This window comes from Xanthomonas sp. NCPPB 3582, assembly GCF_041475735.2.
Taxonomy (GTDB): domain Bacteria; phylum Pseudomonadota; class Gammaproteobacteria; order Xanthomonadales; family Xanthomonadaceae; genus Xanthomonas; species Xanthomonas codiaei.
Genome location: NZ_CM192968.1, coordinates 1,271,182 through 1,286,679, shown reverse-complemented (window position 1 = coordinate 1,286,679; position 15,498 = coordinate 1,271,182). Strand labels below are relative to the sequence as shown.

The window sequence follows — 15,498 nt, the reverse complement described above, 5'->3', positions numbered from 1 at the left end:
TCCTATCCGGACGGCGCGGTGGTCGAGTACGTGCGCAACGCACAAGGCCAGACCACCGAGGTCGGCGTCACCCCGGCTGGCGGCAGCCGCCAGGCGCTGCTGGGCAACGCCAGCTACTACCCGTTCGGGCCGGCTGCCGGCTGGACCTACGGCAATGGCCGCACCCTCGCCCGCCAGTACGATCTGGACTATCGCCCGCAGGCGATCCAGGACACCCGCCCGGGCGGGCTGGAAGTGGGCTTCGGCTTCGACCCGGTCGGCAATCTCACCGCGCTGACGCCCGCTGGCAATCCCACGCCGGAGATCGGCTTGGGCTACGACGCCCTGGGCCGCCTGACCGGCCTCAAGGACGGCAGCACCGGCACGCTAATCGACGGCTACAGCTACGACGCCACCGGTAACCGCCTCAGCGCCAAGGTCGGCACGGCAACGCAGAGTTACACCTACCCGGCCGACAGCCATCGCCTCAGCACAGTCGCCGGCGTCGCGCGTACCTACGATGCCGCCGGCAACACCACCGCCGTCGGCGGCACCGCCCGCCAATACACCTACGACACCACCGGCCGCATGAGCCAGGCCCGCCGCGCCGGCGCGGTGACCATGAACTACCGCTACAACGGCCGTGGCGAGCAGGTGCGCCGATTCCTCGGCACCACCAACACTTACACGCTCTACGACGAAGCCGGCCACTGGCTGGGCGACTACGACAGCAGCGGCGCGCCCAAACAGCAGGCGATCTGGCTGGACGATCTGCCGGTCGGCCTGCTGGCCAACGCCAACACGCTGCACTACATCGAACCCGACCACCTGGGCAGCCCGCGCGTGGTGATCGACCCCACCCGCGATGTGGGGGTATGGACCTGGAGCTTGAAGGGCGAAGCCTTCGGCAATACCGCACCGAATCAGGATCCTGATGGCGATGGTGCAGCGCTGGTGTTGGATATGCGGTTCCCGGGGCAGCGGTTTGATGCGGCGAGTGGGTTGAATCAAAATTATTTGCGTGACGGCTACGAAGCGGCAACGGGGCGATATACGCAGACTGATCCGATTGGGATAAAGGGAGGAATTAGTGTGTATGGATATGCCCAACAGACTCCGTTGAATGCTATTGACCCAAGTGGCCTTGCTGCATTTCTAACTCCAATTCCACCAGCAAATCAAAGGCCAGCAGGAAGAATTTATTGTGTCGATGGGTTAATTAAGCCATATTTCAACTATGATTTGTGGCCAAAAGAATTTCAAGAATGCAAGGACGTTTCGGATTGCTTGATGGCGCATGAAATGTCACACGTTGCAGATGCCAATCGCTCCAATCCCGGCCTGTGCCGGAGAGGTCCCTTGCAATGGATGGGCATTGGTACTACGCCAATGAGCGTTACTTTCCCAAGTACTCTTTATCCTGGCAGTAACTATAGCGAGTTAGATGTCTCTGAATTTAGAGCACACACCGTTGAGCTTAATTGCCTAATGAGCAAATTGAGATCTATGAACGGCCAACGCGATGAAAAGTGCAAGGCCGCTTTGATTCGAAGAATCAGACAAATTACACGCAGCTCCATACCAGCCATCGAGGGCGAAACATATGGCAAATAAAATGCTCTATTTTATACTGCTTGCTGCAACTTCATTTTCGGCTTTGGCAACCCAAAAAATAGAAGTGAAATTAAGCGTGGCGTGTAACAGGCCAACCTCCTTATTGCTATCCATTAAAAATATTACCTCCACTCCAATACCGATACCTGAAGTAGCATTGCCGTGGAATAACTCAAAATCAATTTATATCGAAGCATTCAAAGTCTTCAACGGAAAATCAGATAAACTAGTCAGAGTGGCGCCAATTGCTGATTATCTGAGGACAATCACACTTGCACCACAGCAAAAGCTTCATGGGGAAATACATTTAAACCAAATATTTGTAAATTTTGATCGCGAGAACGAAGCCGCAGACGTATTGATATTTTATCGAATAAAAGACTCAAAATGGCTGGGCGACACAAAATTTAATGACCTCTCTGGAACAATCATGATTCCTAAAAAGGGCTTTTTCTCGCATTCTTGTCCAGTAGCAATAAATCCGACCGTTTGATGTTAATGCTGCAGCGTCCGCAAGCGATCCAGGACACCCGCCCGGGCGGGCTGGAGGTGGGCTTCGGTTTCGGCCCGGCCGGCAACCTCACCGCACTGACGCCCGCCGGCAATCCCACGCCGGAAATCGGCCTGGACTACGACCCCCTGGGCCGCCTGACCGGCCTCAAGGACGGCAGCACCGGCACGCTGATCGACGGCTACAGCTACGACGCCACCGGCAACCGCCTCAGCGCCAAGGTCGGCACGGCAACGCAGAGCTACACCTACCCAACCGACAGCCATCGCCTGAGCGCAGTGGCCGGCGTGGCGCGTACCTACGATGCCACCGGCAACACCACCGCCATCGGCGGCACCGCCCGCCAGTACACCTACGACACCACCGGCCACATGAGCCAGGCCCGTCGCGCCGGCGCGGTGACCATGAACTATCGCTACAACGGTCGTGGCGAGCAGGTGCGCCGCTTCCTCGGCACCACCAACACCTACACGCTCTACGACGAAGCCGGCCACTGGCTGGGCGACTACGACAGCAACGGCGCGCCCAAGCAGCAGGCGATCTGGCTGGACGATCTGCCGGTCGGCCTGTTGGCCTGTTGGCCAACGCCAACAAACTGCACTACATCGAACCGGACCACCTGGGCAGCCCGCGTGTGGTGATCGACCCGACCCGCGATGTGGCGGTATGGACGTGGAGCTTAAAGGGCGAAGCCTTCGGCAACACCGCACCGAATCAGGATCCTGATGGGGATGGTGCGGCGCTGGTATTGGATATGCGGTTTCCGGGGCAACGGTTTGATGCGGCGAGTGGGTTGAATCAGAACATCCATCGCGAGTATGAAGCTGGCACCGGACGGTACTCGCAGTCCGATCCGGTCGGGCTGGGTGGTGGGATAAGTACATTCAGCTATGTAGCAGCGATGCCACTAACATCGATTGATCCATTTGGTCTTGCGCCAAACCAAGGATGTGTCGCTTCAGTGGTAGGAACATGCACTGTTGCAGGGGGCAGCGTTGGCTATTGGGGTGGGGGCATTCTCGGCGGTGCGGGAGGCACTGCCGTGACGCCTGTGGCTGGAACCGCAGGCGGCTTTATCGCAGGCTCGACACTTGGAGGCTTGGGCGGCGCGTCGGCTGGTGGCCTGATCGGTGGCCTAGTAAGTAGCGCTGTTTGCCCGGACGAAGACGATAAAGATGAGTGTGAAAAACTGCTGCGCGTAGACACTGACGTATGCAATGCAATCACTCGGCGGCGCGGTGCCAGAAGGGGCGAGGCATGCCATGCGTCTGCTACTCAGCGATATGCCGCATGCTTGAGAAATGATCCGATCCCGCCCCTGAACACTTGGAATAATTAACATGATAGAGCATAGCCACCTTGTTTACGTTGACGAAGAACTACGCAAATTGATTATTTATCGCGTCACCGCAGAAGGAAAAAAAACCTTATTGACGGATGTTGCCCTTCCATCCAAGCAGGGATGGTCAATCGACCTAGAACAAATTGCAAAGCAATTAGGCGAGAACTTACTAATGGACTCCCCAGCGGTGCGACGGCTTTTGGAAATATGAATCGCAGTCGCACGAGACGACAAAGAAGGGGTTTTCGTGTACTTAGAGTGGCTAACAAAACCCAGGAAGCATGCGTAAGCAGATGATGGAGCATGCAAGCGAGAGCAGCGCTTTAGGTGGATATCTTGACGGTGCTCCACTACCGCCAACTGATGCCATCGGATTTATCCGATCTGCGGCGTTGATGGCCTATGGCATGGTCTGAATCGCTGGGCAGCGCGTTACGGATAGGGTGACGAAGGACATCGTCTATTGTTGGGTTGAGCATTACTTGTAAAGCCCTCGCGCCCGGGTGCGCTCCTACGCGAGCGCGGGTGATTGGTTAGCGATGGAAGGCCAATGTGGCGATGACGCCGCGCTCCTGCCCCGGCCTGACGCTGACGCGCCAGCCATACAAATCGCATAGCCGGCTGACGATCGACAGGCCGATGCCGCCGCCTTGCGAGTGGCCTGCGTGGGTGCCGCGGTAGCCGCGCTGGAACAGCTTGGCGGCGTCTTCCTCGCTCAGGCCGGGGCCGGAGTCGATGACTTCCACCGCATCGCCAAGCACGCGCACGCGCACCTGGCCGTCCTGGGTGTACTTGACCGCGTTGCCGATCAGGTTGCCCAGCGCCACCGACAGGGCGGACTCGGGCGCGTCGATGACCAGGTCGCGTTCGCCCTCCAGCAGCAACTCCAGCGGTTTTCCGCCGAGCTGGGCGCGGTGTGCGTCGATCAGTTGTTCGGCCACCTTGGCCACGTTGCTGCTGCCCTGCCCGCGCTCGTTGCGCGAGAGCAATAGCAGCGAGCCGATCAGGTCGCTGCATTGCTGTTCGGCACGCTGGATACGCTGCAGGCGTTGCAGCATCTTCTCGTCCAGATTGGGCTTGGTCAGCAGCAGCTCGGTGGCGCCGCGGATCACCGCCAGCGGGGTGCGCAGTTCGTGGCTGACATCGGCGTTGAACTCGCGGTCGCGCTGTACCACTTCGGTGAGGCGTGCGGAGTAATCGTCCAGCGCTTCGGCCAGCTGGCCGACTTCGTCGTCCGGAAAGTGCGCGGCCAGCGGTTTGGGCTCGCTGGTGCCGCCGCGGTAGGCGCGCAGACGCGCGGCCAGGTCCGACACCGGCCGCATCACCTTGGAAGCGGACCACCAGCCGATCAACAGCGAAAACCCGCTGAAGACCAACACCGACAGCATCAGCGTGCGCTTGAGCTGGATCTCGCCCTTGAGCGTCTGGGTCATGTCGTAGGCGAGGAAGAACCACTCGCTGGGCGTCTTGCGCACCGCCAGCTTGTACGAATACGCATTGCCGCTTTCGTCCACGCCGGTGATGGTGTGGATGCCGTCGGGGAACTGGTACCACTCCGGTTGTTCGAGGCGCAGTGCTTCGAACTTGTCGCGCTTGACCACGCGCCCGCGCATCTGCTGCACCGGCAGGTCGGGATTGCGCAGCGGGTCGGAATAGAACCGCTGCGCAAAGGCATCGATGTTGCGATTCATCACGTCTTCGACCAACTGGTTTTCCACGCGTGAGCGCGCCCAGTTGGTGGCGAAGGCGAACAATGTCGTCAGGCAGAAGCCCAACAACACGAACGAGAGGATGATGCGGCTACGCAGGCGTCGCCGGTAGCGGCCACGCCTGCGGGCGGGCCGCAGTCCGCCGGCACTCTCAGGCATCGGGCGAGGCGATGCGGTAGCCGATGCCGTGGCGAGTCTGGATCATCGGCACGTCGAAGGGCTTGTCCACCACCGCACGCAGGCCGTGGATATGCACGCGCAGCGAGTCCGAATCCGGAAGTTCTTCGCCCCAGACGCGGGTTTCCAGCTCCTGGCGCGTCACCACGGCGGGCGAGGCTTCCATCAGCGCCTGCAGGATCTTCAGCGCGGTGGGGTTGAGCTGCAGCAGCTTGCCGCGGCGGCGCACTTCCAGCGTGTCCAGGTTGTATTCCAGGTCGCCGGTCTCCAGCACGCGGGTGTGCACGCCCTTGCCGCGACGCGACAGTGCGTTGAGGCGCACTTCCACTTCCTGCAAGGCGAAGGGCTTGATCAGGTAGTCGTCGGCGCCGGAGTCGAAGCCGGCCAGCTTGTTGTCCAGCGAGTCGCGCGCGGTCAGCATCAGCACCGGGGTCTGCTTGCGCGCTTCGTTACGCAGCTTGCGGCAGACTTCGATGCCGTCCATGCCGGGCAGATTGAGGTCCAGGACGATGGCGTCGAACTCGTGCACCACCGCCAGGTGCAGGCCGGTCACGCCATCGGCGGCGAAATCCACGGTATGGCCGCGGTCTTCGAGGTAGTCGCCCAGATTGGCGGCGATGTCGCTGTTGTCTTCGATTACTAGAATTCGCACTGGAACCTCGTTGTTGGGTCACATACCCGGCTGCGTCGCCACGTTTTGGCGCTGCAGCCGCGTTAATTCGTCTTTGTTGCCGTCTCGCAGCCGACGCCTTTCGGCAGCCGTCATGCATTGCGTGGTGGAAAGATGCGACCCCACCGCGCGTACGCGTTGACAGACCATCCGGCTTTCTTCGCCTGCCTTGGTCAACAGGGCGTTGACCAATTCCTGGTCATTGAACACTGCGGCGCTTGACTCCGGCGTGAGTTGCGCCGGGTCGGAACTGGCCTGGAGCGCGGTCTGCATGCGCTGCAAGGCAGCCAGCACCTTGGCGCGGTTGTCGGCGCCGATCTCCGCATAGGTGTCGCCGTCACTGAGATCACGGCGTACTTGTTCGGCCTGCTCGGCAAATGGCCGCGGTGCCTTCAGATCCACGGGCGCCTTACTGGCTGCGAGGGCGGGAAACGCAGCGCACAGCAGCAGCAATAGAGGTCCTTTCATGATGATGCCTTTCCTTTCCATACCCGACGATTGCTGAAATGTAGACCTGAACACGGTAACCAACAAGCCGCCACAAAAAGGCCCGGATGCCGCGAAGCATCCGGGCCAAACGTTCATCCCGATCACCGTCACTGCCGAGAGCGGAGCTACGGTCGGCAGAGGCTAGCGAGCCAGAGATTATTTTTTCGTTAATTTTCCGCTAAAGCATTCAGCCATCCGATCGGCGGACGGCCTGCTCCAGGTGCAGGATGATGTGGCCTGCCACATCCACACCGCAGACCCCTTCGACGCCCTCCAGGCCCGGTGTGGAATTGACCTCCAGCACCAGCGGCCCGCGCCTTGAGCGGATGAGGTCCACGCCAGCCACCGCCAGGCCGAGCGCACGTGCCGAGCGCACCGCGACCTCTTGTTCCTGGCTGGTCGCCTCGGCCACCGCGGCGCTGCCCCCCAGATGCAGATTGGAACGGAAATCGCCCTCGGCGGCCTGCCGGCGCATGGCAGCCACGACCCGGTCACCCACCACGAAGCACCGCAGGTCGGCGCCCTCGGCTTCGCCGATGAACTCCTGCACGATGAAGTTGGCGTACAGCCCGCGCAGCGCTTCGACCACGCCGCGCGAGGCGCTGGCCTTCTCGGTCAGGATCACTCCGGCCCCCTGCGCCCCCTCGTTCAACTTCACCACATGCGGCGGAGGGCCGAGCATGGAGAGCAGGTCCTGGGTGTCGTCGGGGTTGTCGCCGAACACGGTGACCGGCATGTCGATGCCTTGCGCGGCCAGCAGCTGGTGCGCACGCAACTTGTCGCGCGAGCGCAGGATGGCGTCGGAGGGATTGGGCGTGTAGGTGCCCATGAATTCGAGTTGGCGCAGCACCGCGCTGGCATAGCGGGTCACCGATGCGCCGATGCGTGGAATCACTGCATCGAAACCGGTGATCGGCTTGCCCTTGTAGTGCAGGCTGAAGCCGTCGGCGGCGATGCGCATATAACAGCGAAGCGGGTCGAGGATGCGTACCGTGTGCCCGCGCTTGCGCCCGGCCTCGATCAGTCTGCGTGTCGAATACAGCTTGCTGTTGCGGGAAAGGATGGCGATTTTCATCGCGGCAGGGACACGGCGCGGCCTGGACATGGTCGGAGTTTGATGACGAAGTTAGCCAAGTCCGTAGGTCTGCCGGCGGCCGGAGCGCCAGCGGCTGCCAAGCCCGTGCGCGACGATCGAACCGGTGTGCGACGGCCCCGAGGATGAAGACGCGATAGTGCGTCAACCCGTATTGCCGCAGCGCACACGCGACGCAGCCTCAACACCATCGATGCTAGCAGGGCGCCCGCGCGGCGCTCAAGACACAAGGGTCCTTCAAGTCCGCCAGTTCAGAGCAGACACGCAAGTTGCCAGCGCCTGCTTCGATGCAATGCCCATCCCGCCCCGCCGCGCCAGTACAAGCGAGCGCAGCTGCCAGCGCCAACGCTGCGTCGCGGCTCGTCACCCTCACGCCGCACCGGTATGGCCGTAACGCGTTTTGCACAGATGAAACCGCGATGCTTGCGCCTCCTCAATGCCGGCATGCCGGCGCACCCGAGACTCTCCATGCGACGTCCAGCAAGCGCGGCCTATGCCAACCCCTCCCGCATCCGCCAGGGACGCCCGTTCCCGCGCGGGGCCGTCTTCGATGGCAAGGGCACCAATTTTGCCCTGTTTTCCGCGCATGCCACGCGCGTGGAGTTGTGCCTCTTCGACGAACAGGGCAACGAAACCCGCATCGATCTTCCCGAATACACCAATGAGATCTGGCATGGCTACCTGCCAGATGTCGGGCCGGGGCAACGCTATGGCTATCGCGTGCATGGTCCCTACGCGCCGACCGAAGGCCACCGCTTCAATCACAACAAGCTGTTGCTGGACCCTTATGCGCGCGAGCTGGAGGGCGATCTTATCTGGGCGGACGAATTGTATGGCTACACCGTCGGCCATCCGGACGGCGATCTGAGTTTCGATGAGCGCGACAGTGCGCCGTTCATGCCCAAGTGCGTGGTGGTCGAAGACACCTACGACTGGGGCGACGATGTGCGCCTGCTCAAGCCATGGAACGAGACCGTCATCTACGAAACCCACGTGCGTGGCTACACCATGCGCAACCCGCAGGTGCCGGAAGCCGTACGCGGCACCTGCGCCGGCCTGGCGCAGCCGCAGGTGCTGCAGTACATCAAGGACCTGGGAATCACCGCGGTGGAACTGCTGCCGGTGCATGCCTACCTGGACGACCAGCACCTGCTCGACAAGGGGCTGCGCAATTACTGGGGCTACAACACCATCGGCTTCTTTGCGCTGAAGTCGCGCTATCTCTCCAGCGGCCACCGCGACGAATTCCGCGACATGGTCAAGGCCATGCACAAACAGGGGCTGGAGGTGATCCTGGATGTGGTCTACAACCACACCGCCGAAGGCAGCGAACTGGGCCCGACGCTTTCGTTCAAGGGGATCGACAATGCCAGCTACTACCGCCTGGCCGAAGACAAGCGCTATTACATCAACGACACCGGCACCGGTAATACGCTCAACCTGAGCAACTCGCGGGTGATCCAGTTCGTCAACGACTCGCTGCGCTACTGGGCCGGCGAAATGCACGTCGACGGGTTCCGCTTCGACCTGGCGACCATCCTCGGCCGCGAGCCCAGCGGCTTCGACCAGCGTGGCGGCTTCCTCGACGCCTGCAATCAGGATCCGTTGCTGTCGGAAGTCAAGCTGATTGCCGAACCGTGGGATTGTGGCCCGGGCGGCTACCAGGTGGGCCACTTCCCGCCGGGCTGGTCGGAGTGGAACGACAAGTTCCGCGACAACGCGCGCGAGTTCTGGAAGGGCGAGGACGGCAAGCTGGCCGAATTCGCCACGCGCTTCACCGGTTCTGCGGATCTGTTCGACCGCCGCGGCCGTCGGCCGTGGGCCTCGGTCAACTTCATCACCGCGCACGATGGCTTCACCCTGCGCGATCTGGTGAGCTACAACGAGAAGCACAACATCGACAACGGCGAAGACAATCGCGATGGTTCGTCCAACGATGGCTCGTGCAATTACGGCGAAGAAGGCGAGACGGATAACGCCGACATCCTGCAGATCCGCGAGCGGCAGATGAAGAACCTGCTTGCCACGCTGCTGCTCTCGCAAGGCACGCCGATGCTGTTGAGCGGCGACGAGCGTGCGCAGACCCAGGGCGGCAACAACAATACCTATTGCCAGGATAACGAGATCACCTGGCTCGATTGGGAAAACGATCCTACCAACGGCCGCCTCACCGACTTCGTCAAGGCGTTGACTGCGCTGCGCAAGCGTTACCCGATCCTCTCGCGCGGCCGCTTCCTCAATGGGCAGTACAACGAGGAAGCCGGCGTGCGTGACCTCACCTGGCTCAACCCGGGTGGCAGCGAGATGGAGGATGCGCATTGGACCGATGCGGGTGCGCGCTCGGTGGGGCTGTTGCTGGAAGGCAAGGCGCAGACGTCAGGTGTCAAGGAATTGGCCAACGATGACACCTTGCTGATCGTCATCAATGCCTACCACGAGGGCGTGAGCTTCACCCTGCCCTCCACCGACGAGCCAGTGCACTGGAAGCTGGTGTTGTCCACAGACGAAGCCTTGGAAGTGGACATGATGCCCGCCGGTGCCAGCGAATTCCTGGCACCGCCGCGCAGCGTGTCGGTCTTCGAGTGCAAGAGCGATCACTAGCGGCTTGCCGGACCTGCCCATCATCGCCCGCCTCAATGGCGGGCGGTGTTCTTGGCGCCCAGGTCGCGCTATTGGTGCAAAGGTAGTGACAAGGAATTGCCAAGCGGGATGCAGCGATCCGCGTGATGCAAAGCAGGCAATGGCTTGGTTATGACGGTTTGGGGAGGCAGCGTCAGTCTGTATCGCTGTATGTATCGCTGTTGGGACGGTCCGCGAGGCGAGATTGGGTCGAGCGAGTTCCGATTATGCGTAGCGGTCGCCGACCAAGCGAATCGGCAGTTCAACGCGACACCAAGCCGCCCCCGACAACTTGTCCGAAACAATCCGACGAGGGCAGACATCTATCGATCAAAGGGCTGGCGCGAACGCGCGTCGTCGCCGCAGTCACCCACTCTTTGATGCGATTCATTGCGACCGATCGACGCCCGCATTCGTGACGTGGGCGCGACGCGCCCTACCACGCGTTCCTGGCTACATCTGCTGCCAAAACACCAGCCAGATATGCGACCTCACCCGGGATACAGCGGGAAACGCTTGTCCGGATGCTTGGACTTCCATTCCTTGTAGGAGCTGGTGCCCTCCCAGGCCTTGAATGCGCGCGGCGTGCGGCCACGCCCGGACCAGGTCTCGCCGGAATGGGGAAGCCAGTACTTGGCCACCACCTCGCCGGTGGACGACAGCGGCCCCTTGGTCTTGCCGGTCATGGCAAGCGAGGCGATCTGGGACTTCTGCTTCGCATTGAATCGGCTACCGAACTGGGTGAGCGCTTCGACGATCTGGTCGAACGCTTCCAGGGTCTGGGCGTATTTGAGCTGCGCTTCTTCCTGCTCGAGCTTGCGCAGCTCTTCCAGCAGTTGGGCCTTGGCGGCGGCAGAGGGTGACGCTGGCGGAACCTGGCGCATTGACGAAACTAAGGTTGGGCGGGTCAACGAGTATTGCCGCTACGCCGTCCAGCGTAAAGCGCCCGGGCAGATTCGGCTCTGCTGGCGCTCAGCGATGGCGCAACAGGGCGTGTTCGCGGGCCATGGTCAGCACCGGACCGATGCGCCCGGCCCGGATCAGTTCGCTGCAGTGCTTGCCCACGAACTCCACCCGGGGGGCGGTGAACCATTGCACTACCCGATCCAGCTGACCGGCATTGATCGACCAGGCATGGCACACCGCCTCGCCCAGCTCCTCCACCCCGATCAACCCGATCTGGCGGATCTGCTCGGCGTCCAGCTTGAACATTTCCAGCACCTTGCCCGCATCGTCCGGCGTGCCGCAGATGCTGGCCTGCTCGGCCGACCCGGCACGGTGCGCGATCGAGGCGGCACGTGCCGACTCGGCGCGACGCATCCCCTTGATCAGCGCACCAACCAGCTGTGAATGAGTAGTCGTCATGGTGCCCGCTCGATGATGCGGAAACTATGGCGCTCATCCAGGCCAGGCTCAATCAGGAGGTTCCTGACCACCTGGAAGGAAATGACGAAGCTTTGCCACGTATTTTCGCGACATAAGTCCACTGCAATCGATGTCATTGGCATTCCGTACTGGCGCATGCTGGCCTACGCGCAATCCGGGCTCAGGAAAAACAGCGTGGGCTCAGATGCACTGGTCGAACGCAGCCTGTTGCGACGCGCAGCGGATCACTGCGTTCCCCCTCGATACGGCTGCAACCACGATGTCTGCGGCCTGTCCTGCGCTCATGGGCGAAGTCCACTGATCGACAGCGCAACGCCGCAGATCCGCACATCTGGAACCGCAGCAGCGCGTATGGCTGCAACCACCATCAGCGACCCAACGACTGCTCCGCCTCTTTCAATGTGCGCTCATATGACGCACGTTCTGCCGCACTGAGGAAGCCCTGCTGGCGCACCAGTCTGGGAACTTCAGTGGCCACCGCCGCAAGATGCGCAGTCAGCTTTTTCGCCCTCGCGGGTGCAATCGCGCCGCTCTTGCGCGCATCCGCAATAGCGCCCTGCAGGGTCTCGACGCGCTCGGCAAAATACCGTTGCTGTGCCCGATTGACGCGCCAATGATCGTCCGCAAGCCCCGCCTCCAGGCCGCTGCCGCGCACGGACGCAATGAACGCCTGATCGGTACTCAGGTCTCCAGCCAGGGCATACGCGCGTTTACCGTCCAGCAACGAGGGGTCCACCTCCACCGCGCACCCTGTCACGTGCACCAGCTCCTGCAAACGCTCGTCGAGCCGCTGCGCCGGTAGCGAGAACGCAAATGGTCCGGGCTGGCACGCAGCAAGGACGGGACCGGCGAACATGACCGCACCCAGGGCAACAATGATCGACGGCAGACGATTGCGAGCGACAGCCATGACAGCCTCCGGAACACACGGATGTCCGTGCACTGCAAACGCTAGAGCGGCAAGTCCGAACGGTAACGGAATCAGTGCCGCAGTGACATCTGTGCACCATCGAATCTGCTCAAGCAATCAGCAACCAAGCAGGGCATCCGTGGTCTGGTATCCATGCCTGAAGCCATCCGTCCAGGGAGGAGCGCGCACCAGACAGCACTCCAAGTCAGCCCGACTCAGACGGAACGAAAGACATGCGACGCTGGGGAAATGAGATCCTTCAAAGATCATCACTATCTGGCCATTTTCATAAACGTGTACTGGAGCCCGACAGCAACGTAAGCCAAAGCTGCCGCTAACAAACCAAACACCGTGTATCTGTGCTTACCGTTCAACACACCCAAACCGACTATTCCGAGGGAAACGACGAGCATCACCACGAACTTGGGAACATAGACAGCAGGCGGCAACAGGAACGAGAACACCAGCCCGATTATCAGGCTCCCTACCGCGCACCTCTTGACTAATCTTGATTCCGGCGCCGCCGAATATCTAGCTAGTACAAGCAACCCGATAGAAAAGGCGACAAACCATATGGCGACTACCAATCGACCCGCTATCGCATCACTTGAAGTCGCAAACATTCCCGATGACTCTTGGCAAACCCGAACCAACTACTCGGAAATTGTTAGCAAATTCGCGTTTGATGACGCTGTCTAGCTCCCACGCCGATCTTTTGCGCCGCATGCGCGCAGCGGCCAGCCCAACTACCCTACTTACTGCACCACGCTGGTTGCCAAAGCGCTTGGTAGTCCAAAGCCATTGCGGCATTGGAGCGGGCGATGGGAATCGAACCCACGTCAGTAGCTTGGGAAGCTACAGCTCTACCATTGAGCTACGCCCGCGTGGCGTGGGGAGAGTTTAGGCGGGTGCGGGCATCGGGCGCAATGTGCGCGTGAGAGGTCGTGCGCCTGCCGGGCCCACCTCGCCGCCGCCGGCACCATGCCAGGACAATCCTTGCCGTGTGCAGCCAGGCGCAAACACTGCCGAAATCCGCCTACGACGAGGGCCGGTTGCCCGGCCCTCGTGTGTTACGGGTGCTGCGCGATCTGCAGTGCGTGGATCAGAAGCTGCCGCTGAAGTTCACGAACAAGGTGGCATCGCGGGCGCTGCGCTGGGCCGTGGTGGTGCTCAGGCCGACGTTGCTCTGCAGGCCCCACAGGCCGGTGCGCGCACCCAGCACCACGGTGGCGTAGTTGCGGTCGAAGTTCTGGCCGGGAACGGTGTACATGCCCACTTCCGGCATCGACTGCAGCCAGGCACTGGCTTCGCCGCCGTCCTTGAACTCGTGGTCGTAGGTCGCCTGCAGGTACGGCTTGACCATGGCGCCGTCCAGGCGCACCTGGAAGCCGACGCGTCCCACCAGCGAGTCGATGTCCTGGTCGGCGTAACCCAATGCGGTCGCGCTCTCGTTGCTTTCGGTGTAGCCATCGAGCTTGATCTTCTGCCAGGTCAGGCCGGCCACCGGACCGTACTTGACGTTGCCTTCGCCCAGCGAATAGCCGGCATTGAGCGCGGCGGTGAGGTTGCTGCCGTCCGGCGAGCCGCTATGCACGCGGGTGGCCGGCCCGAGCTGTACTTCGCGGTCCACGTCGTAGCTGAGCCAGCTGTAGCTGACCTGGGCGTTGACCCACACCGGGCCGGTATACCAGCCGAAGAAGCCGCCCAGGGTGGTGTCGTCCTGCTTGAAGCTGCCGTTGCGCTTGCCGAAGTCGGCGTCCATGCGGCCGAAACCGGCAAAGCCGCCGAACACCAGGTCGCCCGCGGTCCAGTCCACCCCGAACAGGCCGGCCGGAGCCATGCCGTCGTACAGGTCGGCGTGGTCGTAACGCTGCATGTCGCCGCGCACGCTCCCCCACCAGCGCAGGCCGTCGGCGTCCGGCTTGCCGTCCAGATGCCAGGCCACCTGGTCGGCGCGCGCGCGGCCACCGGCCTGCGCCGAATGGGTCAGCACCTGCTGCAGACGCGGCGCCTCCAGCAAGGAGATCGCGTACTGGCCCAGGATCTGGTGCACGGCAGTGGTCGGGTGGATGCCGTCGGCGAACACATAGGTGTTCTGGGCGTTGGCGGCGACCAGGCTGGTCGGGTTACAGGCCGGCAGCGGCACGGCCGGGTTGCAGGCGGTGTTGGTGACGTTGCTGAAGCCGAAGGTGCCCGGCGTGGCGACGATCTCCTGCAGCATGTGGAAGGTATCGACCGGGATCACGCGCAGGCCGGCCGACTCCAGGCCATTGAACAAGGCGGTGTTGTAGGCGGTGGCCGCGCCGGTGCCCTGCGCCATGCCCACAGCGCCGCCAGCGCGGAAGCGCGGGGTGAGGCCCACATCCGGAATGGTGGGCACCATCACGTAGCGTGCGCCGGCGTTCTGCAAGGTGGCCACGGCACCGACCTGGGCGGTGACCGCGCTGCCGATGATGGCTTGCGCCTGTGCCGGTGCAAGGGACGCGGCGAGCAGGTCGTTGGCGCCGCCCCACACGGTGTAGAGCGCGTTCGGGTCGGCGCGGCCGCCATTGGCGGTGAGGTAGGTATTGATCTGGCTGGTCACCGATGGAGCGGCGCCTAGCGCGCTGACCGAACTGGCCTGGATGCGCGCGCCGCCGGCGGCATAGTTGTCGCCGGTCTGGCCGTTGCCGTTCGGGGCGGCGTTGGTGCCGAAATGATCGGCGACATATTCGGCCCACACCCAGCCCGGGTTGGTGGTGAACTTGCCGGTGACCGCGCGCGAAGCGGCCGGCAGCAGCGGGTTGTAGTAGCCGCTGTCGGTGAGGCTGTCACCGAAGAATACGGTCCGGTCGAAGGCCGACTCGGCCATGGCCGGGGTGGCCGCGATAGCGATGGCGACCGCCATCAGGGAGCGGATCGGGCGAAGTGTTGAAGCCATGGGAGTGCCTGCTTGGAGTGGATGGGACCGGACCGGCCTGCATACGTACGCCGGCGAATGGCAATGGTTTCACCCTCGC

Annotated in this window: 11 protein-coding genes, 1 tRNA gene and 3 pseudogenes; 5 read left to right on the top strand and 10 right to left on the bottom strand. The window is 62.2% G+C overall.

The features are described 5' to 3' along the window. From ACCQ05_RS05435 to ACCQ05_RS05420, 4 genes and pseudogenes are all read left to right on the top strand, one after another. A pseudogene (locus tag ACCQ05_RS05435) lies at positions 1-1,593 on the top strand (RHS repeat domain-containing protein); the annotation flags it as partial. Further along, a complete protein-coding gene (locus tag ACCQ05_RS05430; protein ID WP_372393154.1) occupies positions 1,583-2,086 on the top strand; it encodes a hypothetical protein in 504 nt (167 codons plus the stop codon). The pseudogene ACCQ05_RS05435 and the gene ACCQ05_RS05430, both read left to right, overlap by 11 nt. A 14-nt stretch (positions 2,087-2,100) precedes the next feature. Then, positions 2,101-3,443 (top strand): annotated as a pseudogene (locus ACCQ05_RS05425) (RHS repeat-associated core domain-containing protein); the annotation flags it as partial. 1 nt (position 3,444) lies between these two features. Continuing rightward, positions 3,445-3,657, top strand: coding sequence for a hypothetical protein (locus tag ACCQ05_RS05420; RefSeq protein WP_372393152.1), 213 nt, complete (start codon positions 3,445-3,447; stop codon positions 3,655-3,657). 51 nt (positions 3,658-3,708) lie between these two features. Here ACCQ05_RS05420 and ACCQ05_RS05415 read toward each other — a convergent pair. The 5 genes and pseudogenes from ACCQ05_RS05415 to rimK form a co-directional block, all read right to left on the bottom strand. Then, a pseudogene (locus ACCQ05_RS05415) lies at positions 3,709-3,794 on the bottom strand (IS5/IS1182 family transposase); the annotation flags it as partial. A gap of 185 nt (positions 3,795-3,979) precedes the next feature. Further along, positions 3,980-5,314 (bottom strand): sensor histidine kinase, encoded by a 1,335-nt coding sequence (locus ACCQ05_RS05410; protein WP_372393151.1) that lies wholly within the window; start codon positions 5,312-5,314, stop codon positions 3,980-3,982. Continuing rightward, on the bottom strand, positions 5,307-5,984 hold the full coding sequence (locus tag ACCQ05_RS05405; protein WP_003490678.1) for a response regulator transcription factor: 678 nt from the start codon (positions 5,982-5,984) through the stop codon (positions 5,307-5,309). The genes ACCQ05_RS05410 and ACCQ05_RS05405 overlap by 8 nt, the downstream gene beginning before the upstream one ends. An 18-nt stretch (positions 5,985-6,002) precedes the next feature. Further along, a complete protein-coding gene (locus ACCQ05_RS05400) occupies positions 6,003-6,587 on the bottom strand; it encodes a hypothetical protein (protein WP_372393150.1) in 585 nt (194 codons plus the stop codon). Positions 6,588-6,678: 91 nt separating this feature from the next. Further along, positions 6,679-7,566: a 30S ribosomal protein S6--L-glutamate ligase gene (rimK, locus tag ACCQ05_RS05395; RefSeq protein WP_506191541.1), complete on the bottom strand. Its 888-nt coding sequence runs from the start codon at positions 7,564-7,566 to the stop codon at positions 6,679-6,681. A gap of 486 nt (positions 7,567-8,052) precedes the next feature. Between rimK and glgX the strand changes: the two genes are divergently transcribed. Next, positions 8,053-10,185, top strand: a complete 2,133-nt coding sequence (glgX, locus tag ACCQ05_RS05390; RefSeq protein WP_372393148.1) for a glycogen debranching protein GlgX — start codon at positions 8,053-8,055, stop codon at positions 10,183-10,185. Between the two features lie 509 nt (positions 10,186-10,694). On the opposite strand, the gene ACCQ05_RS05385 is transcribed toward glgX, so the two are convergent. From ACCQ05_RS05385 to ACCQ05_RS05365, 5 genes are all read right to left on the bottom strand, one after another. Beyond that, on the bottom strand, positions 10,695-11,087 hold the full coding sequence (locus ACCQ05_RS05385; RefSeq protein ID WP_064511049.1) for an H-NS histone family protein: 393 nt from the start codon (positions 11,085-11,087) through the stop codon (positions 10,695-10,697). 88 nt (positions 11,088-11,175) lie between these two features. After that, positions 11,176-11,568: a hypothetical protein gene (locus tag ACCQ05_RS05380; RefSeq protein WP_104539086.1), complete on the bottom strand. Its 393-nt coding sequence runs from the start codon at positions 11,566-11,568 to the stop codon at positions 11,176-11,178. A gap of 388 nt (positions 11,569-11,956) precedes the next feature. Continuing rightward, complete coding sequence (locus tag ACCQ05_RS05375) at positions 11,957-12,499, bottom strand: hypothetical protein (protein ID WP_372393147.1); 543 nt, start codon at positions 12,497-12,499, stop codon at positions 11,957-11,959. An 810-nt stretch (positions 12,500-13,309) separates the two neighbouring features. Then, positions 13,310-13,383: transfer RNA gene (locus ACCQ05_RS05370), tRNA-Gly, on the bottom strand. A 218-nt stretch (positions 13,384-13,601) separates the two neighbouring features. Next, on the bottom strand, positions 13,602-15,419 hold the full coding sequence (locus ACCQ05_RS05365; RefSeq protein ID WP_506191540.1) for an autotransporter outer membrane beta-barrel domain-containing protein: 1,818 nt from the start codon (positions 15,417-15,419) through the stop codon (positions 13,602-13,604). Positions 15,420-15,498 lie beyond the last annotated feature (79 nt).

Coding starts and splice junctions, on each gene's coding strand:
- ACCQ05_RS05430 (WP_372393154.1), top strand. CDS start 1,583: ATGGCAAATAAAATGCTCTATTTTATACTGCTTGCTGCAACTTCATTT.
- ACCQ05_RS05420 (WP_372393152.1), top strand. CDS start 3,445: ATGATAGAGCATAGCCACCTTGTTTACGTTGACGAAGAACTACGCAAA.
- ACCQ05_RS05410 (WP_372393151.1), bottom strand. CDS start 5,314: ATGCCTGAGAGTGCCGGCGGACTGCGGCCCGCCCGCAGGCGTGGCCGC.
- ACCQ05_RS05400 (WP_372393150.1), bottom strand. CDS start 6,587: ATGAACGTTTGGCCCGGATGCTTCGCGGCATCCGGGCCTTTTTGTGGC.
- rimK (WP_506191541.1), bottom strand. CDS start 7,566: ATGAAAATCGCCATCCTTTCCCGCAACAGCAAGCTGTATTCGACACGC.
- glgX (WP_372393148.1), top strand. CDS start 8,053: ATGCGACGTCCAGCAAGCGCGGCCTATGCCAACCCCTCCCGCATCCGC.
- ACCQ05_RS05385 (WP_064511049.1), bottom strand. CDS start 11,087: ATGCGCCAGGTTCCGCCAGCGTCACCCTCTGCCGCCGCCAAGGCCCAA.
- ACCQ05_RS05380 (WP_104539086.1), bottom strand. CDS start 11,568: ATGACGACTACTCATTCACAGCTGGTTGGTGCGCTGATCAAGGGGATG.
- ACCQ05_RS05375 (WP_372393147.1), bottom strand. CDS start 12,499: ATGGCTGTCGCTCGCAATCGTCTGCCGTCGATCATTGTTGCCCTGGGT.
- ACCQ05_RS05365 (WP_506191540.1), bottom strand. CDS start 15,419: ATGGCTTCAACACTTCGCCCGATCCGCTCCCTGATGGCGGTCGCCATC.